The 24157-nt window shown below is 57.9% G+C and carries 23 protein-coding genes and 1 pseudogene; 12 read left to right on the top strand and 12 right to left on the bottom strand.

The window, feature by feature from the left end:
- The 8 genes and pseudogenes from ACR0MJ_RS18125 to ACR0MJ_RS18090 all read left to right on the top strand — a co-directional run.
- Positions 1-158: pseudogene (locus tag ACR0MJ_RS18125) on the top strand (iron-containing alcohol dehydrogenase); the annotation flags it as partial.
- Between the two features lie 2 nt (positions 159-160).
- Entirely contained in the window at positions 161-1000 is an 840-nt protein-coding gene (locus tag ACR0MJ_RS18120; protein ID WP_170407899.1) for an EamA family transporter, read from the top strand.
- 178 nt (positions 1001-1178) lie between these two features.
- Complete coding sequence (locus tag ACR0MJ_RS18115; RefSeq protein ID WP_480762066.1) at positions 1179-2072, top strand: DeoR/GlpR family DNA-binding transcription regulator; 894 nt, start codon at positions 1179-1181, stop codon at positions 2070-2072.
- A gap of 20 nt (positions 2073-2092) precedes the next feature.
- The gene (locus tag ACR0MJ_RS18110) at positions 2093-4132 is read left to right on the top strand and encodes an ABC transporter substrate-binding protein (protein ID WP_480762064.1); all 2040 of its coding nucleotides are present in this window, start codon (positions 2093-2095) and stop codon (positions 4130-4132) included.
- Between the two features lie 61 nt (positions 4133-4193).
- Positions 4194-5198, top strand: a complete 1005-nt coding sequence (locus ACR0MJ_RS18105) for an ABC transporter permease (protein ID WP_170566562.1) — start codon at positions 4194-4196, stop codon at positions 5196-5198.
- Between the two features lie 4 nt (positions 5199-5202).
- On the top strand, positions 5203-6333 hold the full coding sequence (locus tag ACR0MJ_RS18100; RefSeq protein ID WP_170397790.1) for an ABC transporter permease: 1131 nt from the start codon (positions 5203-5205) through the stop codon (positions 6331-6333).
- Positions 6330-7328 carry an ABC transporter ATP-binding protein gene (locus ACR0MJ_RS18095; RefSeq protein WP_170397793.1) on the top strand — a complete coding sequence of 333 codons (999 nt, stop codon included), beginning with the start codon at positions 6330-6332 and terminating at the stop codon, positions 7326-7328. The genes ACR0MJ_RS18100 and ACR0MJ_RS18095 overlap by 4 nt, the downstream gene beginning before the upstream one ends.
- Positions 7325-8146 carry an ATP-binding cassette domain-containing protein gene (locus ACR0MJ_RS18090; protein WP_480762062.1) on the top strand — a complete coding sequence of 274 codons (822 nt, stop codon included), beginning with the start codon at positions 7325-7327 and terminating at the stop codon, positions 8144-8146. Before ACR0MJ_RS18095 ends, ACR0MJ_RS18090 begins: the two co-directional genes overlap by 4 nt.
- Here ACR0MJ_RS18090 and ACR0MJ_RS18085 read toward each other — a convergent pair whose 3' ends face one another.
- Both ACR0MJ_RS18085 and hslU read right to left on the bottom strand, forming a co-directional pair.
- A complete protein-coding gene (locus ACR0MJ_RS18085) occupies positions 8147-9244 on the bottom strand; it encodes an alpha/beta fold hydrolase (protein WP_170566570.1) in 1098 nt (365 codons plus the stop codon). It lies immediately after the preceding gene.
- A gap of 97 nt (positions 9245-9341) precedes the next feature.
- A complete protein-coding gene (gene hslU, locus ACR0MJ_RS18080; protein WP_480762058.1) occupies positions 9342-10649 on the bottom strand; it encodes an ATP-dependent protease ATPase subunit HslU in 1308 nt (435 codons plus the stop codon).
- 198 nt (positions 10650-10847) lie between these two features.
- Between hslU and ACR0MJ_RS18075 the strand changes: the two genes are divergently transcribed.
- Together ACR0MJ_RS18075 and ACR0MJ_RS18070 are read left to right on the top strand one after the other, a co-directional pair.
- Positions 10848-11249, top strand: coding sequence for a DM13 domain-containing protein (locus tag ACR0MJ_RS18075; protein WP_170397803.1), 402 nt, complete (start codon positions 10848-10850; stop codon positions 11247-11249).
- Positions 11250-11354: 105 nt separating this feature from the next.
- A complete protein-coding gene (locus tag ACR0MJ_RS18070) occupies positions 11355-12596 on the top strand; it encodes an MFS transporter (RefSeq protein ID WP_170397806.1) in 1242 nt (413 codons plus the stop codon).
- Between the two features lie 29 nt (positions 12597-12625).
- On the opposite strand, the gene ACR0MJ_RS18065 is transcribed toward ACR0MJ_RS18070, so the two are convergent.
- A complete protein-coding gene (locus tag ACR0MJ_RS18065; protein WP_170425354.1) occupies positions 12626-12979 on the bottom strand; it encodes a hypothetical protein in 354 nt (117 codons plus the stop codon).
- Positions 12976-13533, bottom strand: a complete 558-nt coding sequence (gene hslV / locus ACR0MJ_RS18060) for an ATP-dependent protease subunit HslV (RefSeq protein WP_170397812.1) — start codon at positions 13531-13533, stop codon at positions 12976-12978. The genes ACR0MJ_RS18065 and hslV overlap by 4 nt, the downstream gene beginning before the upstream one ends.
- A gap of 197 nt (positions 13534-13730) precedes the next feature.
- Between hslV and ACR0MJ_RS18055 the strand changes: the two genes are divergently transcribed.
- The gene (locus ACR0MJ_RS18055; protein WP_480602925.1) at positions 13731-13928 is read left to right on the top strand and encodes a DUF1127 domain-containing protein; all 198 of its coding nucleotides are present in this window, start codon (positions 13731-13733) and stop codon (positions 13926-13928) included.
- Between the two features lie 55 nt (positions 13929-13983).
- Here ACR0MJ_RS18055 and ACR0MJ_RS18050 read toward each other — a convergent pair whose 3' ends face one another.
- Both ACR0MJ_RS18050 and ACR0MJ_RS18045 read right to left on the bottom strand, forming a co-directional pair.
- On the bottom strand, positions 13984-14346 hold the full coding sequence (locus ACR0MJ_RS18050) for a Lin0512 family protein (protein WP_170514195.1): 363 nt from the start codon (positions 14344-14346) through the stop codon (positions 13984-13986).
- A complete protein-coding gene (locus ACR0MJ_RS18045) occupies positions 14343-14693 on the bottom strand; it encodes a Lin0512 family protein (RefSeq protein WP_170397821.1) in 351 nt (116 codons plus the stop codon). Before ACR0MJ_RS18045 ends, ACR0MJ_RS18050 begins: the two co-directional genes overlap by 4 nt.
- A 268-nt stretch (positions 14694-14961) precedes the next feature.
- On the opposite strand from ACR0MJ_RS18045, the gene ACR0MJ_RS18040 reads away from it, so the two are divergent.
- Positions 14962-15225 carry a hypothetical protein gene (locus tag ACR0MJ_RS18040; protein ID WP_170397824.1) on the top strand — a complete coding sequence of 88 codons (264 nt, stop codon included), beginning with the start codon at positions 14962-14964 and terminating at the stop codon, positions 15223-15225.
- An 84-nt stretch (positions 15226-15309) separates the two neighbouring features.
- On the opposite strand, the gene trxA is transcribed toward ACR0MJ_RS18040, so the two are convergent.
- Genes trxA through tsaE form a run of 6 tightly spaced genes read right to left on the bottom strand, consistent with a single transcriptional unit; the run spans position 15310 to position 24119 of the window.
- On the bottom strand, positions 15310-15630 hold the full coding sequence (gene trxA / locus ACR0MJ_RS18035) for a thioredoxin (RefSeq protein ID WP_170397826.1): 321 nt from the start codon (positions 15628-15630) through the stop codon (positions 15310-15312).
- 58 nt (positions 15631-15688) lie between these two features.
- Positions 15689-19048, bottom strand: a complete 3360-nt coding sequence (gene addA, locus ACR0MJ_RS18030; protein ID WP_480762053.1) for a double-strand break repair helicase AddA — start codon at positions 19046-19048, stop codon at positions 15689-15691.
- On the bottom strand, positions 19045-21972 hold the full coding sequence (addB, locus tag ACR0MJ_RS18025; protein ID WP_480762050.1) for a double-strand break repair protein AddB: 2928 nt from the start codon (positions 21970-21972) through the stop codon (positions 19045-19047). Before addB ends, addA begins: the two co-directional genes overlap by 4 nt.
- Entirely contained in the window at positions 21965-22651 is a 687-nt protein-coding gene (locus ACR0MJ_RS18020; RefSeq protein WP_480762048.1) for a nucleotidyltransferase family protein, read from the bottom strand. Before ACR0MJ_RS18020 ends, addB begins: the two co-directional genes overlap by 8 nt.
- On the bottom strand, positions 22648-23652 hold the full coding sequence (locus tag ACR0MJ_RS18015; RefSeq protein ID WP_480762045.1) for an aminoglycoside phosphotransferase family protein: 1005 nt from the start codon (positions 23650-23652) through the stop codon (positions 22648-22650). The genes ACR0MJ_RS18020 and ACR0MJ_RS18015 overlap by 4 nt, the downstream gene beginning before the upstream one ends.
- Positions 23649-24119 carry a tRNA (adenosine(37)-N6)-threonylcarbamoyltransferase complex ATPase subunit type 1 TsaE gene (tsaE, locus tag ACR0MJ_RS18010; protein WP_170407927.1) on the bottom strand — a complete coding sequence of 157 codons (471 nt, stop codon included), beginning with the start codon at positions 24117-24119 and terminating at the stop codon, positions 23649-23651. Before tsaE ends, ACR0MJ_RS18015 begins: the two co-directional genes overlap by 4 nt.
- Positions 24120-24157: the final 38 nt, after the last annotated feature.

Below are 24157 nucleotides of genomic sequence, written 5' to 3'. Positions count from 1 at the left end.
ACAGCCTCGCCATCCCCCGCAATCTCTCCGACCTCGGCGTCACCAAAGCCGCCATCCCCGAACTGGTCCAAGGCGCAATCATCGACCCCTCATGCGGAGGGAATCCGATCCAACTCAACCAACAAAACATCACTGAGCTGTTTAATACGGCGATCTGACAGTGAGCGCTGAAATCGTTCTCATAATCCTTGCGGCCGCGTTACTGCATGCGATCTGGAACACGGTTGTAAAAACGGCCGCTGACCGAACGGTCACGCTGGGTCTGGTTGCACTGGGGCATGTTATCCCGGGGGCGCTGATGGTGGCGGTTCTGCCGCTCCCGAATGTCGAGAGCCTGCCATATCTGGCAGGTTCGACCGTTGTTCATTTCGGATATTTCTACATGCTGAATCAGGCCTACCGGCATGGTGATCTCAGTGTGGTGTACCCGATCGCGCGCGGTGTGGTTCCTGCGCTGGTCGCTCTTTGGGCCGTGATATTTGCGGGCGAACATCTGCCGACGCAGGCCTGGATTGGGATCGCGGTGATTGCCACCGGCATTCAACTGTCCAGCTGGTCGGTTTTGAGGCAAGGGGTCGGTAGGGCATCGCTTGTTTTCGCATTGGGAACGGGCTGCTTTATTTCCATCTACTCGCTTGTGGATGGCCTGGGCGTGCGGGTGTCAGGCAACATCCTGAGTTATTGGGCCTGGCATTCGGTTCTGCATATCTTTGTTGTGGGCTTTGTCGCGCTACGACGAGGCGCGCGTGTGCTTGATTTGCCTCTGCGCATCTGGGCGATTGGGATTGCAGGCGGAATGGTGTCGATGACGGCTTACGGCCTAGTGCTTTATGCCAAGAATTTCGCTCCGCTTGGCGTCGTGTCAGCCTTACGCGAAACTTCAGTGATCTTCGCGGCCCTGATCGGATTTCTGTTCCTGGGTGAAGGCAATCCCATGCGACGCCTTCTGGCAGCCGTGATGATGGCTGCAGGCGTGACGCTGATCGCATTGTCGTCATGAACACATGCTGGGATGAGTTGAATGATTCTTGCAAGAGATCTGAAATCCACCTGTCACGCCGCATGAAACTGCAGGTTTGCTGTGCCATGTTGACCGGAAAAGGCAAAAAAACCAAAATTGTCGCAAAAGATTTACATTTATTGTGGATTTTTGCGCGAAAATGTGACCGAGTCTGAAAATGGATGATGATAGCGTAACCATCCCACATCGTGGCCGAGAGCTGCTGGATGTCCTTGCGCGGCTGGGGGGGTCAGCGCGCAACACTCAGATCGCCCAGATCATGGACGTCTCTGAGGAAACTGTGCGTCGTTTGGTCAAGGCACTGGCGCGCGCGAACAAGGTTGAGCGTGTGCATGGCGGCACATTTCTGTCTCGGGCGCAGGATACACCGATGTTTTCGGGCGCGCTGGAGTATAATGCCGACGAGAAAACCAACATCGCCAAGCGGGTCTGCGGGTTGCTTGAGGACGAGATGGTGTTGTTCATCACCGTTGGCTCGACCATGACTCATGTGGCCGAGCAACTACGTGAGCTGCGGGGTTTGACCGTCGTTAGCAACTCTTTGTCAGTTGTCGCATCCCTGGCCGATCACAATGGCACGCGCGCCGTTCTGGCAGGGGGCGAAGTAATCCGCTCCGAACGAGGCAGTTTTGGCCGTGCGGCTGAAGAACTGGCGTGTCAGTACAGCTATGACGCGGTGATCTGCGGCGCGGATGCACTGTCGCTGGTTGGAGGTGTATTGGCCTCGAACCCGCTAGAGGCGGATCTGACCCGTGCGCTGCAAGGGAACACGCATCGCATGATCGTTGCAGCGGACCACACCAAATTCGGTGCAAAGGCAGCCAACGTGTCTTGCCCGTTCGACAAGGTGACGGATCTGGTGACCGATATCGCCCCACCCGATGCGTTTGCACCCGTTCTCAAGCAAGCTGGGGTCCAAGTGCACATTGCATCGCAAAACGATGTCAAATCCGGGCCGGAAGAAACAGAGCCCCGGAAGCAAAAAAAGAACAAAGAAACCTCCGAAGGCAAAGCGGGCAAATCGGGCTCTCGGAAACGCAAAACGAAATAAACAAAACCTAGGGAGAAAACATGAAAAAGCTTCTTATGTCAGGCGTGGCCTTTGCCACAATCGGGGGCGCGGCCTGGGCCAATTGTCCTGCTGCAACCGTCGCGGATATGCAGGGCGTCGCAGCCGGTGCTTATCCTCAGCAGTTTGATCTGTCCGAGTTTCAATCAGCTGCAAACTGTACGCTCAGCTTTGCCGAAAACCCGGCTATTGGGGATCTGAACGGCATGATCCGTGGCAATGGCGATCTTGCGGCCGTGGCAGATCGTCTGCCGGCCGACCCGTTGGTCATCGTACCCTATGACTCGATAGGTCAGTATGGCGGTGTTCTGGACGCGCTCTCCAACGCCACAGAAAGCGGCACCTCGGACTTCCTTTCGGTGCGTCACGTCAACCTGTTCCGCTATTCCGACGACCTGCAGACCTTGGTGCCCAACGTGGCGAAATCCTGGGAATGGAACGATGAATTCACCGTGCTTACCGTGACCTTGCGCGAAGGTCACAAATGGTCGGACGGTGCACCGTTCACCTCAGCAGATGTTGTGTTCTGGTACGACAATCTGATGATGGACACCAATGTCATCGCCGAAGCGAAGGATTATGCGCTGGCGGGCGGTGAGCCCATGAAGGTCGAAGCGCTGGACGACACCACCGTCCGCTTTACCCTTGCCGCGCCCAAGCCTGGCCTGACCGAGACATTCTCGTTCACCTATGTGCAGCCCTACCAGCCCAAGCATTTTTTTGAAAAGTTCCACCCGGCGCTGGATGACAACGCCGACGCCAACGCGCAGGCGCTTGGTTATGAAAACGGGTACGAGCTGATCAAGGCCTATTATGGCAACTCGGACTGGATGGATACGCCATCTCCGATGCTGACAGCCGGTGACAAACTGGCGGGTCTTCCCACCGACACCATGCCGACGCTGGAGAGCCATATCCTTGTGAAGGAGAGCACCGAGGGTCGTCACTACGTGGCCAACCCCTATTTCTTCCAGGTCGACACGCAGGGTAACCAGCTTCCCTACATTTCGGAAATGGATGAAACTTACGTTCCGGACGAAGAAGTTCGCACCCTTAAGTTGCTGAATGGCGAGGTCGATTACAAATCGCAGGGTGTTAACCTGACATCCGCTCCGGTGCTGCTCGAAGGTCAGGAGAACGGTAACTACACGGTCGAGGTGAAGCCTTCGATCGGCTATCCGGTTCTGACCTTCAACGTGACCGCAGAAGACGAGGTCAAGCGCGCGATCTTTAACGATATCCGGTTCAGAACTGCGATGTCTGTTGCGATGGATCGCAACCAGCTGAACGAGGTTGTCGCCTTTGGTCTGGGAACGCCGACACAGTACATCGGCTTCTCGCCACGTCCCGATTTCATCGACGAAAAATGGTCGAACCATGAGATCGAATTCGACGCAGAGCGCGCCAATGCGCTGCTGGACGAAGTCGGTCTTGTCGACAAGGACGGTGATGGCTTCCGCGACTTGCCGAATGGTGATCCGTTTGTTCTGGATTGGCAGTTCTCGACTCAGCCAGCTTCGGCGCAACTGGTGGAACTGATTGCTCAGAACTGGAAAGACGTTGGCGTCAACACCGCGATCAAAGAGGTGACATCCGACGAATTCCGCGCCGCACAAACGGCCAACTCGCTGGATATGGGCCTATGGCTGAAGAGCCAGCCAGCCGGGTCGATCCTCGGGGACAGCGAGATCTGGGTGCCTCCGTTTGATGGCTATTTCGACGTACGTACAGGTATGCTCTGGGCTGAATATATCAGCTCAAACGGTGAAAACGGTGTTGAACCACCGGCTTGGGTCGCGGATCTGAAGGCTGCATTGGACACCTATCAGTCCAGTGCACCCGGCTCTGATGCGTCAGTATCCGCCGCGCAGAAGATGGTCGAGATCATGACCGGCGAGCTGCTGTTCCTGGGTACCGTGAATGCTCCTGCCCCGATCTATCACTCGAACAACCTGCAGAACTTTACCGAGTTCAAAACGCAGTCTTACGAGTTCTATCGGACCTATCCTTACCGCCCCGCACAGTGGTGGCTGAGCGAATAAGGTTGAGAAGATAAGAAGGTGGGCGCCCGCGCCCGCCTTCGCGCATCCCGCGGGGACAGATATGTTGCAATTCTGCAGATTTGCCGCCACCCGGGCGGTTATGGCGTTGGTCACTTTGGTCATCGTATCGCTGATTGTTTTTTCACTGATGGAACTGGTGCCCGGTGACTGTGCCGAGCGCTATTTGGCGTATAAAAACACCCAAGGGTCCGCGATCACCGTTGCTGACGTTGCAGCAGAACGCGCCCGACTGGGGTTGGATCAACCATTCCTGACCCGATGGGCCACCTGGTTGTCAGGGGCGTTTCGTGGCGATTTCGGCGAAAGCTGCATCCTGCGGGTGAATATTGCACAGCTGCTGGGCGACAAGTTCTGGCTGTCGCTGTGGATCTGCCTTGGCGCTTTGGCGCTGGCTTATGCCATTGCAATCCCTGTGGGCATCATTTCTGCCGCCTCGCGCAGTGCGGTATTGAACAACTCGCTGCGGATCGTCAGCTATCTGGGTCTGGCGATGCCGAACTTCCTGCTGGCCCTGATGGTGATGCTGGTTTCAACCGTTTATTTCGGCGAGACACTGACCGGGCTGTTCTCGCCCGAGTACAAAGAAGCGCCTTGGTCTTGGGGCAAGTTCCTCGATTTGCTGAAACACGCCTGGCTGCCGATCTTCATTCTGGGCTGGTCGGCCACAGCCTTTGCGCTGCAGACCGTGCGCGCGTTGATGTCGGATGAGATCGGGAAGCTGTATGTCACCGCTGCCGCCGCGCGGGGCATTTATGGCCGCCGCCTGTTATGGCGCTATCCGGCCCGTCATGCGCTGGGGCCGATCGTCAACAGCCTTGGCTTTGACCTGAACCGGATCTTCAACGAACTGCCCATTGTGGCGCTGATCCTGACATTGACCGAAGCCGGGGCGCTTTTGCTTGAAGCGTTGGCGCGGTCCAATGATCAGCAACTTGCGGGGGCCATCATCTTTCTGCTGACGGCATCAATCGTGACGTTGAATTTCTTCACCGACATTCTGCTTGCGGTGATCGACCCGCGCGTGCGCAAAAGTATCCTCAGGTGACCAGATGACTGCGACAATCGACAACCAAAAGGCAAAAGAAGCCTATTTCACCGCCTCGCAGCGTCAGTTGATCTGGGCCCGATTCAAGAAACAGCGCGCGGCGATGATTGCGGCCACAGTTCTGGTCGTCCTGATCCTGTCGGGCATCTTTGCTCCGTTCCTGTCGCCTTATGATCCGACCGCCGCAGGGCGTGACAAAGACTATCTGAACGGAGCCCCGCAGATTCCAAAATTCTGCGACAAGAATGGCTGCTCGATCCGCCCGTTCCTGCACGGGGTAACCCGCGAACGCTCGTTGGCGACCAATTTCCGCTGGGTCGAGAAAGTGAACGAGGATGAACGCCGATATATCCAGTTCTTCGTTCGGGGCGACAAATATAAGCTGTTTGGAGTCATTCCCGGTAACATCCATCTGTTTGGTGTCGATCAGGGCTATGTTCACCTGTTCGGAACCGACAGCGCCGGCAAGGATATCTTCAGCCGTACACTGCATGCGGTTTGGACGTCGCTACAGGTCGGAACGCTTGGGGTGATGATTTCGTTCGTGCTGGCGCTCGCGATCGGAGGGGTGGCTGGATATTACGGTGGAATGGTCGACAGTGTGATCCAAATGATCACCGATGCGATCCGTACGGTTCCGGCCATACCTCTGTTCATGGCGATTGCGGCCTTTATCCCGCCGGAATGGTCGGCCGAAACAAGATTCTTTGTCATCACAGCCATATTGGGATTGGTCGGCTGGCCTACTTTAGCACGGCGAGTTCGCACCCATCTGTTGACCGAACGCAATCAGGAATATGTGCTTGCGGCAAAGCTTTGCGGTGCATCGCCGGGCCACATCATCCGGCGTCATCTGCTGCCCAGCTTCACCAGTTACATCATCGTCGATCTGGTGATCTCGTTCCCCTATATGGTCCTCAGCGAAACCGCGCTCAGCTTTATCGGGCTGGGGCTGAAAGATCCGGTCAACTCACTTGGCGTGATGTTGCAGAATGTCACCAAGGCGGATGTTCTGCTGAATTACCAATGGTATTTCATCCCGGTCATCTTCTTTGTCGTTCTCGTGATGTCTTTCGTGTTCGTCGGCGATGGCCTGCGCGATGCGGCTGATCCTTATTCGGAGACCCGCAAATGAGCCTGATCGATGTCGAAAACCTGTCCGTTCAGTTCAAAACCGATGAAGGGTTGATCACGGCGGTTGAGGATGTTTCGTTTTCACTCGTCCCAGGTGAGGTGCTCGGGCTGGTCGGCGAAAGTGGATCGGGAAAATCAGTGACGGCAAAGTCACTGATGAAACTAAATCCACCCAACGCGATCTATGCGCCGGAAAGCCGGATCGATCTGCATCTCGACAGCGGCCCGGTTGATATCATGGCGCTGAAGCGGCCCAAGGACATGGAGATTGTGCGCGGCGGGGCGATCAGTATGATCTTTCAAGAGCCGATGGCCAGCTTTGCCCCCGCGATCACCATCGGCAAGCAGATGGTTGAACAGTTGCTGATCCACACGGATCTCAGCAAAAAGCAGGCCAAAGAACTATCGATCGAAATGCTGGACCGGGTGGGTATCCTTGAACCAGCGGCCCGGTTCAACCAATACGCTTTCGAATTGTCGGGCGGGATGCGTCAGCGGGCGATGATCGCCATGGCGCTTTCGACCAAGCCCAAACTGCTGATCGCGGATGAGCCGACAACGGCGCTGGACGTGACCATTCAGGCTCAGGTTTTGGATCTGATGAAGGATCTGGTGGCCGAGTTCGGCATGGGCATCGTCTTCATCACCCATGACCTAAGCGTCGTCGCCCAAACCGCCGACCGGGTTGCGGTGATGTATCTGGGTCGGATCATGGAAAGCGGACCTGTGCGTGAGGTGATCCGCCATCCGGCACATGCCTATACGCGTGGCCTGCTGAACGCGTTACCCAAACTCGATGATCTGGACGCACCGCTAACCCCGATCCCCGGCGATATCCCCTCACCTCTGGAGCGGCCATCAGGCTGCGTGTTCCATCCACGCAACCCGGAACTCAAACCCGGATCGCGATATGAAACGGAACGCCCACCCTTGACCGAGGTCAGCCCCGGCCATTTCGCAGCCATTTTCCCCGAAGACGTGCCAGGCCAGCCATGACAAATGCACTGATCAAAACCGAAAACCTGTCGGTCGAATTTCCCCTTGGTGGCGGGTTGTTTAATAAGCGCACGCTGAAGGCGGTCGACAACGTCTCGATCGAAATCCCGCGAGGGGCTTTTGTTGGGGTGGTCGGCGAGTCCGGCTCGGGCAAGACAACACTTGGCCGCGCATTGCTGAATGCGGTTCCAATCACCAGCGGTGGCGCAAGCTATGATGATGGTGAAGAGCGGTTCGATCTGACCAAAATGTCGGCAACCGATCTCAAGTCCTATCGCCGTCGGGCTCAGTTGATTTTTCAGGACCCTTACGCGGCGCTTAGTCCTCGGATGACCGTGCGTGATATCATAGCCGAACCGCTGGAGGTGATGGGCCTGACCGCATCGCGTGAGGAAACCGATGCGCGGGTTCGCGAGATTGCGGGCAAATGCCGGTTGAACCTTGAACATCTGCGACGCTATCCGCACGCGTTTTCGGGCGGTCAGCGTCAGCGGATTTCGATTGCGCGGGCGCTGGCCTGCAACCCGCGATTTGTAGTTGCCGATGAATGCGTGGCGGCGCTGGACGTGTCGATTCAGGCGGATATCCTGAACCTGCTGAAATCCCTTCAGCGAGATATGGGCCTGACCTTCATGTTCATCAGCCACGATCTGTCGGTTGTGGCCCATACCTGCGATTTTGTGGTTGTGATGTATCACGGCAAGATCGTCGAAAGCGCCCCAACGCGCGAACTGTTTGCCGCTCCCAAGCAAGACTATACCAAGCGGTTGCTGGATGCGATCCCATCGCTGGACCCCGATCATCGAATGCGTGCCTAATCAGGGCGCGCTGACCTGCGCCTGTCCGGTCTCGGTCAGCACAATCTCGGTCGCGCCATCTGCGCTGCGCTCGCTGGGTGGGACAAGGACATCGATGCCAGGCCGGTCGGGGCCAAAGGTGTTGCTGACCCGGCGGACCGAACTGAGAATGGCCAGCAGCGCCGGAGACGTTGCCGCCACGAAATGAGATGATCCCGCATCGCTGTTGAATGCAGTCGTGTCGATCACGCTGATCGGATATTCGGCCAACGCGTCGACCGAACTGATATTACCCAACCTCTGACTGTCCGCGGTGCCGCGCAGCCGAGCCGACAGGTTCAGAATCTTGTCCTTCTGGGACACCATCACCACAAACGGGTCGGGCGGGCTCTTGATGCTGTTCATCTGGGATCGGAACAGATCCACATCCAGATCAGGTGAGATCAGGATGACCCCCTCAAGATTGCGGCTTGCCCATCCCGGCTCGCGCAGTTCGGCTTGCCGCATCATCTCCATCGATAGGGCGCTGCCCATCGAATGCGCTATCAGGACGACCCGCTTTACGCCCATTGATTTGAGCAATCTAATGGTCTGTTCCAGCCCGTCTCGGGCAAACAGCATACTGTCCAGATCATAGGCGTAACCGGTGCCGCGCGCCTTACTGGGCCAGGAATAAATCAGAATGGTTCCGGGGATACCGATATCATGGCTCAGCTGAGCGGCCCGAAAGGCGGTCTCGGTCTGCGTGGCGTTATACCCGTGAACAAAGATGACCACGTCATCCACGCCACGCAGACGGGACTTCAGATCCTGCGGACCCGAGAACTCGGTAACATCGGCCACGACAAACTGTTTGTTCGGATTCGGGTTCGCGTATGAGAACTCGAGTTCACCCGGCGTGTGCGACGGCGGAATCGAGACGGTCATCTCAAGGTAACGCAGTGCCTCGGCACGGTTAGCTCCGTAGCTGCCATCCGGCTCGCGCGCCCGGGTAGTGGCGGCAAAGACCGTGGCGGGGGTGCCGACCCTAAGGGCTTCGGGTGTGATCTCTGTGATAGACCGATCCGCACAGGCGGTTAGCACAGACAGCGTCACAATGATGATGAAATAGCGCAGCACGCTCTGCCCCTGTGAAGTTACAGGGCTACGCTACCGTATTCCCGCCCCGCGTCCAGCCTGAGGGCACGACTCATTGGCAAAATCCGGCTGGCACCTGTTACAAAACGTAACGGCTGAGGTCCGTGGATTTTGTCAGTTCGCCAAGATTGTCGTTCACGAAACCTGCATCGACGGTGATCTCAGCCCCTGCCTGATCCGGTGCGGTGAACGAAAGCTCTTCGAACACGCGCTCCATCACCGTGTAAAGCCGCCGCGCACCGATATTCTCGATGCTTTGGTTCACATCCGCCGCAATCCGGGCCAAGGCTGCGATCCCGTCTTCGGTGAAACTGACCGTGACCTCTTCAGTGCCCATCAGGGCAGTATACTGCAGGGTCAGAGCGTTGTCGGTCTCGGTCAGGATACGTACGAAATCCTCTTCTGTCAGGGCGCGCAGTTCCACGCGTATCGGCAAGCGGCCCTGAAGTTCTGGCAGCAGGTCCGAGGGCTTGGCGATGTGAAACGCACCGGATGCAATGAAAAGGATATGGTCGGTTTTCACAGGGCCATGTTTGGTGCTGACAGTGGTGCCCTCGATCAGAGGCAGCAGGTCGCGCTGAACCCCTTCCCGGCTGACATCGCCTCCGCGCGCATCGGATCGGGCGCAGACTTTGTCGATTTCATCCAGAAACACGATGCCGTTCTGTTCGACCGCTTCCAAAGCCACCCGGTTGACGGTTTCATCATCCAGCAACTTGTCGGCCTCTTCCCCAATTAAGGCCTCATAGCTTTCAGCGACAGTCATGCGTTTCTTGACGGTCCTTCCACCGAAGGCCTTGCCGAAGATATCACCCAGATTCATCATCCCCATCTGACCACCCGGCTGGCCCGGTATATCGAACATCGGCATCGGGTTCGTGGTATCTGACAGTTCCAACTCGATTTCGGTATCGTCCAGCTCACCCGCTTTCAGCTTCTTACGGAACATCTCGCGTGTCGCTTCGCGGGCGTCGGTTCCAGCAATCGCCTCGATCACGCGATCCTCGGCGGCCTGATGGGCGCGGGCTTTGACATCCTCGCGCATATACTCGCGGGTTTGCAGGATTGCGGCGTCAGCCAGATCACGCACGATCTGTTCAACGTCCCGACCGACATAGCCGACCTCGGTGAATTTGGTGGCTTCAACCTTGATGAAGGGTGCGCGGGCCAGTTTGGCCAGACGGCGGCTGATCTCGGTCTTGCCAACGCCGGTGGGTCCGATCATCAGAATGTTTTTTGGATAGACCTCATCGCGGATGTCATCTGGCAACTGCTTGCGCCGCCAGCGGTTGCGTAGCGCCACGGCGACGGCGCGTTTCGCGTCTTTCTGCCCGATAACAAAGCGGTCCAGTTCCGAGACAATCTCGCGCGGGGTCAGGTCGGTCATATGTGTTCTATCCGTATGTTTCGCAGCGGAACCTAATCATACGGCGCGAAAACACAAGCCGATCACGAGAAGATCACGGCAACTCACGGGCAGCACACGGAATTTCGTGGTGATGTGAATCGCCAGATGCACAGCGTCTGCGGCATAACCTTTCGCGACGGACTCTGCGTCCGTATGACATTAGGGAGATACCTCATCATGATGACTCGTCGTTCGCTTTTTGTGAAAGCTGCAGCTACCGGCGCGGCCCTGTCTCTGGTCGGCACCACCGCTGCCCTGGCCGGTGGCGCAAAAAAGAAAGGCACATTTGAAGGCCGCTCGAACCACGTCACTACCGGTTCGGTAAAACTGGTCAAAGATGGCGAGCGTTACATCGTTGAACTGGGCGACGACTTTTCGCTGGACAACGGCCCCGACCCGCGTGTCGCATTTGGCAAGGACGGCACATACGCCCCAGACAGCAAACTGGGCGCGCTGCTGCACCTGACCGGCAAGCAATCCTATGCCGTGCCACCAACCATGGATGTCTCGGGCTACAACGAAGTTTACATTTGGTGCGAGGTTGCCGGCGTCCCGCTGGGAGTTGCTTCGTTGAAGTAATCACACCCTTCAGGGGTCGGGCTTTCCGGCCTCTGACACGCCGTTAGGTGACAGGGCAACTGTCTGTTACACTCGCCCCAAGATATTGGAACTGGGGGCGTTTTCATGACCAAGATTGCCAAGATCACCCTGCTGTTTGTGGTCTTTGTTGACCTGATCGGACAAGGGCTGGTGTTTCCCATCATCAACTCCCTGATCATGGAAACGAAGTCCGGCTTCTTGCCGGAAAGCACGGCCATGGGCACAAGGCACTTTTATTATGGTCTGGTGATCGGCTGCTTCTTCCTGTCTTGGTTTCTGGGGGTGGTCTATGTCTCGAAGGTTTCAGACTCTATCGGGCGCAAGAATGCCCTTTTGGTCTGTTTGACCGGGGCGCTGGTCGGCTACGCCCTGACCATCGCAGCGCTTTATCTCAACAGCCTGCTTCTGCTGATCATTGGTCGTTCGATCACCGGGTTTACGGCTGGAAATCAGCCCATTGCGCAGGCGGCAATGATCGATGGCAGCACCGACGCTGCGGACCGCGACCGCAACATGGGTTATATTGTGACCGGTGTCAGCTTTGGCTTGGTCGGAGGACCGATCATAGGCGCGGTTCTGTCCGATGCAGCCTTATTGGGCAGCGCGGCGACATTGAAAACGCCTTTCTACGGGGCGTTTGTACTGGTCCTGATTGCAATCTTTCTTGTGACCGCGTTCTTCAAGGATACCAGAACCGAGCGTGAACCTTTTGTTTTCCGCCCACGCGACATCACCGACAGTCTTATTGCTGTGCGCGAGCACCCGCTGGTTCTGAAGATCATGCCAGTTTACGCCCTGTTCATGGTCGCCAACGTTACTTTCTATGTATTCGTCGACAACTTCCTGACCAGCGCGTGGGGTTATGGCGTAATAGGGGGCAGCATGGCGATGGTGGTCATTGGCGTTGCGCTGGCCTTTTCCAGCACCTTCCTTGTGAAACCAGCGCAAGAGAGGTTCAGCAAGCACCAGATCATCTACACCTCATTGGTCACCATGGTGATCTGTGGCTTTGCCTTCGCATTCAGCCCCAGCGGGGTGCTGAGCTATATTCCGGTCTTTTTCTTCTACTTCTTCTTCGGCGTTTCTTACCCGACGCTGCTAGGCCTGTTCTCATCCAGCGTTGCCGAAACGGATCAGGGCTGGGTCATGGGCGTGACCACAGCCGTGTTCTGCCTAGCAGGCGGTATCATGTCCCTGATCGGAGGCGGATTGATGAGCATCGACATCCGCGTCCCCTACTACATCGTCATCGTCACTGCCCTGATGGGCCTGATCGGGATGCATCTGAGGTGGAAGGGGAAAGAGATCAAAGCGCTATTGGCGTAAAGAGCAGCCGATAGAGCGGAAAGGGTCACCTACTCCTGCTCTTCCTCAATTTCTTCTTCGTCAAGTTTGCGCTGGCTTTCCTGTAATGGCGCGCGCTCTATCAGTGCCCAAATTTCCTTTTTGGTCTTCTTTGAAACAGCGCCTCTGGCTTCCAGCTCGATCAATAGCGAGCGTGTCTGATCTTCGGTACAGCCAATTGTTCTGCTGAGCCGTTCCAGAGTTTTGAACTTGTATTTGGTATCCCTCAACATGGACTCAAGCAGCTTCTTGCGAGGCTCTTTCCATGTCTTGGCGTGCTTCCGGTTCCGATATTCCTCAAGCACAATCGGCCCAACAATACCGCCAATCAGCCCACCAAATATCGCTGCCAGAACCGCACTCATGACCCGATCGTTTCAACCGTAAGATTGCCGTTGGTATAGACGCAGATATCCGCAGCAATTGCCATAGCTTCACGCGCCACATCCTCGGCCGGTTTGTCGCTATCCATCATCGCACGGGCCGCCGCCAGGGCAAAGTTGCCGCCCGACCCGATTGCAGCGACGTTGTGTTCGGGCTCAAGCACGTCCCCTGCCCCAGTGATCACGAGCAGATCCTTGCCGTCGGTCACAATCAGCATCGCCTCGAGCTTCTGCAGATACTTGTCGGTGCGCCAGTCCTTGGCCAGCTCGACCGAAGCACGCGCCAGTTGGCCGGGCGTCGCCTCAAGCTTGGCTTCCAGACGTTCCAGCAGCGTGAACGCATCCGCCGTAGATCCGGCGAATCCGGCGACCACTTCGAACCCGCCCGGTGTCAGGCGACGCACCTTTCGCGCAGTGCCCTTGATCACGGTTTGGCCCAGGCTGACCTGCCCGTCCCCGGCGATGACAACCTGCCCGCCCTTCTTGACGCCAATAATAGTGGTGCCGTGCCATCCGGGAAAATCGCTGTCTGCCATGAATGCCTCCGTTATCCGTGCTGCCATATATGGGCCGGGCACGGGTTCTGCGCAACCGGTTCTAAAACTGCCCAAAAGATATGCAGTAAACGCAAACCGGGGCTGTTGAGTCAGCATTTGTGAGACTCAGCCGCCGGAGTTACATGAGGCTTACAACCGACAACGGGTCGGCTGTTTCTGTTAAAAGGACCAAGCACATGGCAAACGCAATCGCAAAAACCCATGCGCCGCGCGGAGCAGTCACCATCCTGCACGCAGTGGACGCATTCTCTCATGCATTCGAAAACGTTGTCGAATGGTACAAATCATATCAGACACGCAACGAACTGTCGCAACTGAGCGACGAGCAGCTGGAAGACGTCGGGCTGACCCGCGCTGATATCGCCAAGTTCTGATCCAGGATTTGAACACTTATAAGATGAGCCGCTCGATTGAGCGGCTTTTTCTTTTTCAGTTTTCGACGAATTTACCTGCGAGATCAGGCAGATAAGCCTCAACTGCAGCAGTGGCTACGACATGCCGGGTACCCGCCTCGGCATCCTCGACATCCAGTCCCCCTTTGACCGCCCGAACCGAGGCGCGGCCCCGCGGCAGATCCGAGGCGACAAGATCACAATCAACCTTCTCAGGCTGCTGAACGCCAATCGTGACCTCAACGCGCATCTCCTCATGACTGATTCCCAGTTTGGAAAACAGCGTGATGGACGAGTGGTGCAGCGCGTCCTGAACAGCGCGGCGCGCGGCCTTGGTATAGTCCTGACCATACAGATCGTTGCCGGTCCCCATCTCCAGAATGATGCGTTTTTCCGTCATCGGGCGGGCTCCATATCAAATGAGACAACGATCGCGGCGTTGGCGATCACCGTGCGACCTTCAGAATGGGGTTTGTCGATATCCAAGCCACCATGTGTGACCGTGATGTTGGGCTGGCCGTAGGGGAAAATGGCCTTCAACGCCTGCGAATCCACCCGGTCCGGTTGCTGTACTCCGATTTCCGCGTCGATGATCATGGCCTCTTTCGGGAATCCGAACAATTCCGCCATATTGACCGAGTTATGCCAGAGCGCATCCTTGAGCGCGCGCAGCGCTGCTTCGGTATAGTCTTCGCGCCGAAGCGACGTACCCATACCGAATTCCACCAATACCCGAGTTTTGGGCATGTCGCCTCCTTATTCCTGATGACCCGACAATCTGCACGAGTTCTTGCGAATTGAAAGAACCAGTACAGTGAACTGCATCCGGCCAAACCACGAAACCCGAATGTTTGGTGTGTACCGCAGCTATCGACTAGAATTCTGTCTGTTTAAGCACACGATCTATGAAAGGTTTGATTCCATGACGTATTTTCGGCTCATGTCATCATTGTTGTTGTTTGGACTTCTGGCGCCAGGCGTATCCGCTGAAGTCATAGAAAACAAAGCGAAATTTATGAACCTGATCGTTGATAAGAAGCTGGTTCAGGGCGAAACCTGGGTGACAATTCACAAGGACGGCACGGTTGAGGGCAAAGGCCCGAAAGGTGGCAGTATCAGCGGCACGTGGGAGTGGAAAGACAGGTATTACTGTCGGAGAATCGTGATCGTCGGTGAAGTGATGCCCCATGACTGTCAGGTGGTTTCAATCGCAGACGACACCGTTACATTTACCCACAAAGACGGCGCGGGAGTATCGGTGAGGTGGACCATCAAGTGAGTCTAAACTCTTGTCACGCAGTGGCTTTCACAAAAAAAGGCGCCTAATGCGGGGCGCCTTTTTGCGTTCGGACACTAGCGAAGGTCAGATCGACTCGTCGATCCAGCTTTGCAGGGCCGCCTTCGGGGCCGCGCCAGCGCGGTTCGAAACCACCTGACCGTCTTTGAAAATGAACAGCGCCGGAATCCCGCGCACGCCCATGGCCGCGGCTGAGTTTGGGTTGCTGTCGACATCGACCTTGGCAATCTTCACCTTGCCACCATATTCGCTGGCCAGCTCTTCCAGGGCGGGGCCGATCTGCTTACAGGGGCCGCACCACTCGGCCCAGAAATCCACCACGACGGGGATATCGGAATTCTTGACTTCGGCGTCAAAGGTGTCGTCGGTAACGGCTACGGTCGACATGTCTGTCTCCTGACTGGGAATGCTTGGGCTCAGAACCTAGGTGCGGCACCGGGCAAGGTCAAGATATAGGGTTCGGTGTCAGAGCGTCCGTCACCATATCGTGTGGCAACCACATCAGGTGCGCGGTTCGCGTCCACAAGATAGCGGTGCGGATACTGTGATTGGGATAGATTTGCGACAGGGCATGGGCGTAGGCCGCCATCTGGCGCAACAGCCCTTCGGGACAGGATTCTGGCCCGGTCGGAACAGTCGCATTGGATTTGAAATCAATCACATGCACCTCTGTATCCGTTATAATCAGCCGGTCGATGACCCCATGCATTCGTGTGCCGTTCAGATCGGCAGAGACCGAAACCTCGGTCAGCGCATCCGGGCCAAAGACCGGTTTCAGATATTCGGCCGTCAGCACCGAAGTGGCCTCAGTCAGCAGATCTTGCCGCTCAACATCTTGCATATCGGCCAGAAGCCGTGCGCAAAGCTGCGGCCATTGATCCTGTGCGGCAGCAGGAAGATGTTCGAGCAACAGGTGCAGCTGCGATCCGCGTCGTTTCGCCGCCTCTTCATCCTGCCCCGCATCTCCGGGCAAGGCCTTCGCACCCCCAAGATCAGAGGGGCTGAGCGTTTCGGCTGGCGCGGGTGCATTTGGCGCGGGGTGGTCAAAAAATACAGGCAAATGCTGTTCGTTGTGCGGGATGCTGCCCTGTTCAACAGCGGGCAAAGCCTCCCAATCTCCATGCGCTAGTCGAAGGTTCTGGGTGCCGGGTACATGAGTAGCCCCTGCCCGCACCATCGCAGCCTCAACCATCTGATACCAACTGTTGCCATCCTTGCCTACATCCCCGGCGGCCGCCACTATTAGCCACTTTTCTGCCCGTGTTAGAGCCACATAGAGTAGCCTCAGCCGCTCATTCTCTTCGCGCGTTCTGGCTTCTTGGCGCGCAGCTGCGATCAATGCAGGTGAGGCATCAGAAGGCACTTTCCACAACGGAGTATCGCCCGCCATCATGATCTCGGCATCTCGTGGTGGCTGTCGTTTACCAGTGTCCGGCAGGATTACGATTGGTGATTCCAATCCCTTCGAGCCATGAACGGTCATCACCCGGATCATATTGCCGACTCCGCTCATCTGGCGCTTGATCTCCAGATCGTCGGTTTGCATCCAGACCAGGAAACCGGTGAGGCTTGGGATATCTGTCCGTTCATAGGCCAGCGCCTGCGACAGTAACGCGTTGATACCATCCTCAGCCTCGGCCCCAAGCCGACCCAGCAGTTTGCGTCGCCCGTCATGGCGCGTCAGGATACGTTCGATCAGATCATAAGGACGCAGAAAGTCGGTTTGACCGCGTAGGTCGTTCAGAATCGCAAGCGTTACCGGGAACTCCTCGGCACGATTGCGCAACGCTGCCCATAGATAAGTTTCCTCCCTGCGATGAGCCAGATCGAACAACTGTTGTTCCGTCCAGCCAAACAGTGGGGATTTCAGGACTGTCGCCAGTGACAAGCTGTCTTCGGGTGTGGCCAGAAAGCTAAGCAAAGCAGCCAGATCCTTGACCGCCAATTCCGCGCCCACCTTCAGGCGATCTGCCCCCGCGATGGGCAGGCCCTCGCTTTTGCAGGCGCGAATGATCTCGGCAAACAGGTCCGAGCGGCGTTGGACAAGGATCAGAAAGTCGCGGGGCAGCACTTTGCGCCGGACAAATGTCCCCGACGCATCGCCATCATCGGGAATGGTGGCGCCATCCCTGATCATATCCTTGATCGACCGGGCAACCTGTTCTGCCAGAATGACGGTGTGATGCCGTGCGCCAGGTCGATCAACGGGATCGGTCCAATCGCTGTCATCCTCGTCTTCAACCTTCTCGATCACCGGCCATAGGTCGACGCGCCCAGGAAGATCGGCCTTGAATGCCCGGTGCAAGGCATCCTTGTGGAACCCGGCCTCTACATGGTTTTCGAACAGTATATCGACCAGCCCAAGGATCGCGCTGGACGAGCGGAACGAATATTCCAGCGTTGAATCCCACAGTTTAGAGCCTGATTCTCGGAGTTTTCGTCCAAATTCGGCCTGCATCTGGTCAAAGGCTTGCGGGTCGGCGCCCTGGAAGGAATAGATCGACTGTTTCTTGTCGCCGACCACAAAGATCGTGCGCTCAACCCCGGATCGGGCCCCTTCCCCGCTGGTGAATTCTTGTGCCAGCTTTTCGATCACGTCCCACTGATCTGGGCTGGTGTCCTGCGCTTCGTCCACCAGAATGTGATCGATGCCACCGTCGAGCCGGTACAGCACCCATTCCGCCACCGCTGGGTCGTTCAGCACCTGACGTGCGCGCAGGATCAGGTCATCAAAATCCAGCCAACCCCTCACCTGCTTGCACCGCTCGTATTCCGGAAGGAAGGCCGCGGCAAAGCGATGTAATACATGGGTTTTCTGGGCCGCAACCAGCGCCAGTCGTTGTTCCCGCGCGGCTTCGACCCGCAGCATCAGGGCCTCGAGCTGGGGCATCCGATCTGCCAGCACCCCTTCACGCAGCGCCTTGGTTGGAAAGCTGTTGAGTTTTGCGGCAAAGGGCTCTTTCGCACCCTTACCCGTCAATAGGACGTTTTCAAGTATCGTCAGTTTGCTGAGCCGGGCGTCGGTAAAGCCGACAAGCTTGTCGGCGGCCTTGGCATTGTTCCCTCCGCTTTCCGAAAGCGCGGGTAAAATGGACTGGATCAGTTCGACCTCACCGCCCAGAAACACTTTACGCAGTAGGACCTGTTCATCAAAACCTTCGGGCAGATCAAACCGTTGCAGAATGTCCGGCCATTGCAGCACATGTTCAAACTGATTTCGTTTCTGCGCAACAGCGGCAGTCAGTTTGTCAAAACCGGTATCGGTGACAAAGCGGGCAACGTCTTCGATCAATTCGGCCTGAGGGCCGTCGGCAAAACTTTCAATGATCTCTTCGCGCAGCAACGCCGCAGCCCGGTCTTCCATTTCGGAGAACTGAGGGCTGACCCCCGCCTCAAGCGGGAACCGTCGCAGCAGCGAAGCACAGAAGGAGTGGATCGTTTGGATTTTCAGGCCACCAGGCGTCTCAATAGCGCGGGCAAACAGGGTCCGTGCTTGCGCCAACCGGTCGGGATCGATCACGCCCGGTACGCCAAGTTCGACCAACTCAGACTGAAGGTCGCCGTCGCCCAACATTGCCCATTTGCCAAGACGCTTGAACAACCGGTTCTGCATCTCGCTGGCCGCGGCCTTGGTATAGGTCAGGCACAGGATATGCTGCGGCTGTACGCCATCCAGCAACAGCCGCGCCACCCGGTCGGTCAGCACCCGGGTCTTGCCCGAGCCCGCATTGGCCGCCAGCCAGGTTGAGGCGTCCGGGCGCGCGGCCTGAACCTGCCGTTCGGTGGCATCATTGCGGGGGGTCATGTCAGGTCCTCCGGTTCGGTTTCCGCTGAACGATCCCACTCGCCGAACCGGGCGAGGTGATCATAGTCCCCTATATCTGTGTCCTTGTGCAGCATCCTGCGTGAAGAGAACCCCTGATCAGGCTCTAAATAGGCTGATATGAGCTCTTTCAGTTCGGCCAGCACCTTGTCGGTCGGCTCTTTCTGCAGCGGTGCGGGCACTTCTTTATAGGTGCCGCCCATGCCAATGAAGATCGCCTGTGCAACGGGAAGCGGATCGAATCCTTCGATACCGCCCTGCTCGGCCATTGCGGCCTCGATCAGCAGTTGTTTGTCGAATTTGGCTTGCTGACTTTCCGTTGGCGGAGTGCCCGTCTTGTAGTCGATGATACGCAAAGCCCCCTGCCCGCTTCGATCGATTCGGTCGGCACGTCCGGCAATGGTGAAGTCCAGCGGCGTCAACGTCAGGCGCATCCCAACCTCAAAAGCCACAGGCCCACCATCGGCGCGGCGCTGAATCTCGGCGGACAGAAAGCTATCGGTAATCCGCTCTAGCCGCGCCAGCCACAGCTTTCGGGCAGTTGGCCAGGCAACGTGGTCGTCCAGCAAAGCTTTGGCGCGTTTCAGGAAATTTTCTCGGGTCAATAAAGCCGGATCCAGAACGCTGTCACGCACGAATTGTTCCATCACCTCGTGGATGACGATACCGCGTAGCAGGGCATCTGGCGCCTGAACCAGCGGGTCCAGTTGTCTCAATCGCAGGATATGCCGGGCATATATGGCGTACGGATCGCGGATCAGGCGTTTGATTTCGGTCACCGATAGCCGCCGTGGCCGCGCCGCGACGGGTGGTCGTGGCGACGGGCGGTGCGCGGGTGCGATTCGGGGTGCATGTTCCAGCATTTCTGCCCAATCCAGCCACCGTTGGCCCCGCGCTTGCATTGCTTCTAACGCCCTAGTTCCACCCTGTTCAGGCAGGCCTTGCAACAGGTTGGTCATGCGGTTCAGCCAACGGGATGGCACGGTTTCCGCATCATCCGAGCGGGTAGCGCGGGTCAAAACCACCTCTGCCGCACCTGCCGCCTGCTGGAAGTCATGCGCGGACAGGCCGATCCTGCGTTCGGGCAGTAAAAGACCGGCCTCATTGCGCATCTGACGGTTCAGCCAGGGGTCGGGTGCCGCAGCCTCGGGCCAGCTGCCTTCGTTCAAGCCACCCAGAATTAGCAGATCCGCACCCTGAACGCGCGCTTCCAGGGTGCCCCAGATCATCAGATGCGGGTGAGGTGCATCACGGTCGCGGACTTCTTCACCTGCCAACAACGCGCCCAGAAGGTCAGCAAAGTCATGGGCGGTCATCGCGCCGCCATGCTGTGCTTCGGCTTCCAAAGTAGAGATCACCGCAAGCGCCTTCTGGCCCGCGTTCTTGTCCCACAATGTGCCAGATTCACCGGTTGCACCTGCCGAGATCATCTCGGCCAGCGTGCGAAGCCGGGCGACCCAGTCCGGCAGTGGCTGTTCGGTGGGGTCGTATTGATCGCAAAATGTCTGGGTAACCCAGCGGACCCAGTCCTCGGGCGCTTCAGTACGAATGGCGAAAGCGGTCAGGCTGGCGCTGTCGGGAAAGGGCGGGCCATAGCGACGCAGGTCAAGCTCAAGATCGCGGGTATGCAGCAGGTGGCTGCCCCGGTCGCCCCCGTCATGGCACAGTGGGTGTTTGAGCAGCGTCAGCAGAGCCTCGCCATCCAGGCGGCGCGCGAACAGCCCGGCGACATGGCGCAGGAACCGCCCGGGCGGAGACAGCTGCAGTGGCAGGCCCGCGCTGTCATCGGGCAGGATATTCCACCGGTCCAGTGCGGCGCTGACCTGCCGGGTTAGCATCCGGTCGGGGGTGATTAGCGCGGCGGTCTGGCCGGTCTCGGCCGCTTGCCGTAGGCGTAGCGCAATGGCCAAGGCCTCGGCCCGGGGCGAGGGCGCCTCGATCAGCGTCACATCCTTGGTTGCACCGTTCAGGTCGGGCAGGAGCGGGCCTTCAGTCATCCATGCGTCGGTGACCGGGGCAGGGCGCAATGCAAGCGAAATCAGCTTGTTACGGGCAGGTGAAGGGGCCTGATCCGTGGTCCATGGCCGGATTTGATCCGGGCGAAGCCCTAGCCCAAGCATCAGCTTGCGGAACCGGTATTGAGGATGATCCTCAGATGTCAGCGGGTTATCCAGATTGCTCCAAACATGTTCAGGCTGGTCGAAATCATAGCCGGGTAGCACCAGCGCCCCCTGAGGCAGACGCGCAACCGCCTGCATCAGCATCAGGGTGGTTCCGCGAGACCCGGTAGAGCCTGCCAGAATGACAGGATGTTCGGGCGGCGACGCCTCCCAGCGCGCGATCAGGTTCTCGACCACGCGCCGCTGTCGGGCCTGCGCATCCAGCGCCTCCGAACCGGATTCCATGAACTGATCAGCGATGCCTATAAAGGCCTGTGCCCGCGCCCAATGGCCGGACATGTCGCTGACATCCAGTTGCCTGATCGCATCGGGAGAGACACCTTCCCCCTGCATCTCGTCGATAAGCCCGGCCAGGCTGTCAGATAGATCGAACAGCGAGGACCGGGCCGCCAGATCGGGTTGCTGGTCTAGCAGTTTTGCGATCAGCTGCGTCAGCTCCAGCCTGCGACGCAGAGGCGGGATTGCGGGTGGGATCTGCGCCAGATCGGCGCTTTCACCAAGAACGGTGACCAAAGAGAGGCGTGGCAAAAGGCAAGCGGGACCCTGATCAAACAGATCGCGCACCCGGCGCGCCATCCGGCGGGTGTTGATCACCAGTTGCACCCGGGCCAGCACGTCGGGCGGCTGCCCCACAAACCGCTCATGTAGCCCGTCAACCAACACCTTGGGAAAATCCGCTCCCGGAGGAACGGCGAAGACCCGGGGCAGGGCGCTGGGCTCAAACATCGGCAATTAGCCCCTCGGCCAGATCAATACCCTCGGGACGCCCCACATCGCACCAGCGACCGGGGTAAGACAGTGCGAACAGGCGCTTTTGCTGCAGCATTCGATCCCACAATACGTTCAATGAAAACACGTCCTCAGCGATGTCATGCAGCGCTTCGGTTTTCAGAATTTGTACCCCGCCGTAAACAAGACCTGTACCGCGGACGATCCGCCCTGTGCTGTCCTGAGTGAAGTCACCAGGGCCTGTGTGGCCAAGGGTTTGCCCAACTGGAACGCACATCAGCAGCGCATCCATTTTATCCGGAGTCCACTGATCCTTCAGCAAGTTCAGCGGGTTGGGCCCAGCCCAGATCGCGTCGCTGTTCAAGGTGAATACGGGATCGGATCCAAGCAGAGGTAGCGCTGCGCGCAGCCCACCACCAGTATCCAGAATGCGCGGTTCTTCCCGCGATATCATAACGTCGCAGCCCGCCAGATGATCAGCCAACTGATCAGCGTGGTAGTGCAGGTTGGCAACAACCCGAAGCGGCCTGAGCGCATCGACCAGATCCAGTGCGTGATCAATCAGGGGCCGCCCGGCCACCTCGATCAGCGGTTTGGGCCGGTCTTTGGTCAGGGCACCCATGCGAGTACCAAAGCCCGCGGCAAACAGCATTGCAGCTTGGGGGGGGCCGGTCATTGCGCCCTCAGCTTTTCCAGGTTTTCGGGGCTTGGGGCGGGCAGAGCGCTGCGCAACAGGTCTGCCACCGGCACCAACCCGGGATTTTCGAGATCGCGCATCAAATGTGCCCACGCAGCCGGGATCAGGTCGACGTAGTGTGGCTTTCCATAATCGGTCGCCAGCCGGGCAAAACCGCCCAGAATGCGCAGGTTACGCTGTGCGCCCAGAACAGCATATGCGGTGCGGAAATCATGCCCATCGACGCCGGTTGCGGTGATATAGCGGTCGATCATCCGCATCTCGATCCCGGCGGGCACAGTCCGACGCACATCCTGTAGCAGTGACATCAAATCATAGGCGGGATGCCCCAGCATCGCGCTTTGGAAATCCAGCAGACCGACGCGCGCCAGACCTTCGCGCTCGGGCAGCCAGATCAGGTTTTCTGCGTGGTAATCGCGTTGCACAACAACCCGTGTTCCGCCGGTTTCCCGGTGCAGGATATCCGCAAAGCGCAGCTCGAACCGGGCGCGGGCCTCGTCGTCGTGCGATCCAAGAATGCCTTGCGCATATTTCGTGAACGATAGCGCCGCCAATTCGGTCATCATAGCGGGGTCGTAACTGTCGAGCGAAAGCGTCGGCGCCGCGTGAAGATGGACAAGTACATCGGTTGCGGCGTCATACAGCGTGCGCTCAAGCGTCGGATCGTCCCGCAAGACGCGTGCGAACAGATCGTCGCCCAAATCTTCGAGCAACAGAAACCCGTATTCGCAGTCCTCGGCGTAGATTTCCGGCGCACTCAACCCAATGGAACGCAGGTACTTCGACATACGCACGAAGGGTTCAACAGCTTCGCCCTTGTCGGGCGGAGCATCCATCAAAACGGCGGTCCGGCCGGTGGCAGGGTCGGTCAGACGCTCGTACCGGCGGTTCGAGGCATCACCCGCCAAAGGCGTATGCCGTGCGCCGTTCCATGGTGTCTGCGCGATCAAGGCTTCTGCCAGAATGGCCCGGTTCGTCATTGGATCCCCTCCAGCTTGGCGTTCCATTTCGGGTCTGTCCACGACATCTTAAGTTGTCGCGTATCTTGTTCGTTGGCGTCTGTGGTGAACCGGATCAGTAAGGCCGGCTCTGGCGTCAGGGGACCCAGCTTTTCAGGCCACTCGATCAGGCAAATGCCGGCGTCGAAGGCGTCGACCAGCCCCAGCTCTTCGATCTCTTCCACGGCAGAAAGACGATAGAGGTCTGAATGCCAGACCTCTCCAAGCTGCGTCTCGTAAACCTGAACCAGAGTAAAGGTCGGCGAAGGCACATCTTCGGGTGCGGACAGAAGAGATTGGATCAATGCGCGTGCGAAATGGGTTTTGCCGCTGCCGATCGTACCTTCAAGCAAGATAGTATCGCCAGACTGCAACGCGCCACCCAGTTTGGTGGCAACTTCAGCAGTGTCGAATGGGGATTTCGAGGTCAGAGTCAGCGGTGCGTTCATGGCGTCACAATGAACCTGCGCCGGGTCGGCTGCAACCG

The sequence above is a fragment of the Ruegeria sp. C6 genome (genome assembly GCF_056537625.1).
The sequence above is the reverse complement of the archived record's forward strand: the minus strand, read 5'-3'. Positions and strand labels throughout refer to the sequence as shown.

Excerpts from the sequence above, each read along its gene's own strand:
- ACR0MJ_RS18115 (WP_480762066.1), top strand. The coding sequence starts at position 1,179 with ATGGATGATGATAGCGTAACCATCCCACATCGTGGCCGAGAGCTGCTG.
- ACR0MJ_RS18110 (WP_480762064.1), top strand. The coding sequence starts at position 2,093 with ATGAAAAAGCTTCTTATGTCAGGCGTGGCCTTTGCCACAATCGGGGGC.
- ACR0MJ_RS18105 (WP_170566562.1), top strand. The coding sequence starts at position 4,194 with ATGTTGCAATTCTGCAGATTTGCCGCCACCCGGGCGGTTATGGCGTTG.
- ACR0MJ_RS18100 (WP_170397790.1), top strand. The coding sequence starts at position 5,203 with ATGACTGCGACAATCGACAACCAAAAGGCAAAAGAAGCCTATTTCACC.
- ACR0MJ_RS18095 (WP_170397793.1), top strand. The coding sequence starts at position 6,330 with ATGAGCCTGATCGATGTCGAAAACCTGTCCGTTCAGTTCAAAACCGAT.
- ACR0MJ_RS18090 (WP_480762062.1), top strand. The coding sequence starts at position 7,325 with ATGACAAATGCACTGATCAAAACCGAAAACCTGTCGGTCGAATTTCCC.
- hslU (WP_480762058.1), bottom strand. The coding sequence starts at position 10,649 with ATGACCGACCTGACCCCGCGCGAGATTGTCTCGGAACTGGACCGCTTT.
- ACR0MJ_RS18075 (WP_170397803.1), top strand. The coding sequence starts at position 10,848 with ATGATGACTCGTCGTTCGCTTTTTGTGAAAGCTGCAGCTACCGGCGCG.
- ACR0MJ_RS18070 (WP_170397806.1), top strand. The coding sequence starts at position 11,355 with ATGACCAAGATTGCCAAGATCACCCTGCTGTTTGTGGTCTTTGTTGAC.
- ACR0MJ_RS18065 (WP_170425354.1), bottom strand. The coding sequence starts at position 12,979 with ATGAGTGCGGTTCTGGCAGCGATATTTGGTGGGCTGATTGGCGGTATT.
- hslV (WP_170397812.1), bottom strand. The coding sequence starts at position 13,533 with ATGGCAGACAGCGATTTTCCCGGATGGCACGGCACCACTATTATTGGC.
- ACR0MJ_RS18055 (WP_480602925.1), top strand. The coding sequence starts at position 13,731 with ATGGCAAACGCAATCGCAAAAACCCATGCGCCGCGCGGAGCAGTCACC.
- ACR0MJ_RS18050 (WP_170514195.1), bottom strand. The coding sequence starts at position 14,346 with ATGACGGAAAAACGCATCATTCTGGAGATGGGGACCGGCAACGATCTG.
- ACR0MJ_RS18045 (WP_170397821.1), bottom strand. The coding sequence starts at position 14,693 with ATGCCCAAAACTCGGGTATTGGTGGAATTCGGTATGGGTACGTCGCTT.
- ACR0MJ_RS18040 (WP_170397824.1), top strand. The coding sequence starts at position 14,962 with ATGAACCTGATCGTTGATAAGAAGCTGGTTCAGGGCGAAACCTGGGTG.
- trxA (WP_170397826.1), bottom strand. The coding sequence starts at position 15,630 with ATGTCGACCGTAGCCGTTACCGACGACACCTTTGACGCCGAAGTCAAG.
- addA (WP_480762053.1), bottom strand. The coding sequence starts at position 19,048 with ATGACCCCCCGCAATGATGCCACCGAACGGCAGGTTCAGGCCGCGCGC.
- addB (WP_480762050.1), bottom strand. The coding sequence starts at position 21,972 with ATGTTTGAGCCCAGCGCCCTGCCCCGGGTCTTCGCCGTTCCTCCGGGA.
- ACR0MJ_RS18020 (WP_480762048.1), bottom strand. The coding sequence starts at position 22,651 with ATGACCGGCCCCCCCCAAGCTGCAATGCTGTTTGCCGCGGGCTTTGGT.
- ACR0MJ_RS18015 (WP_480762045.1), bottom strand. The coding sequence starts at position 23,652 with ATGACGAACCGGGCCATTCTGGCAGAAGCCTTGATCGCGCAGACACCA.
- tsaE (WP_170407927.1), bottom strand. The coding sequence starts at position 24,119 with ATGAACGCACCGCTGACTCTGACCTCGAAATCCCCATTCGACACTGCT.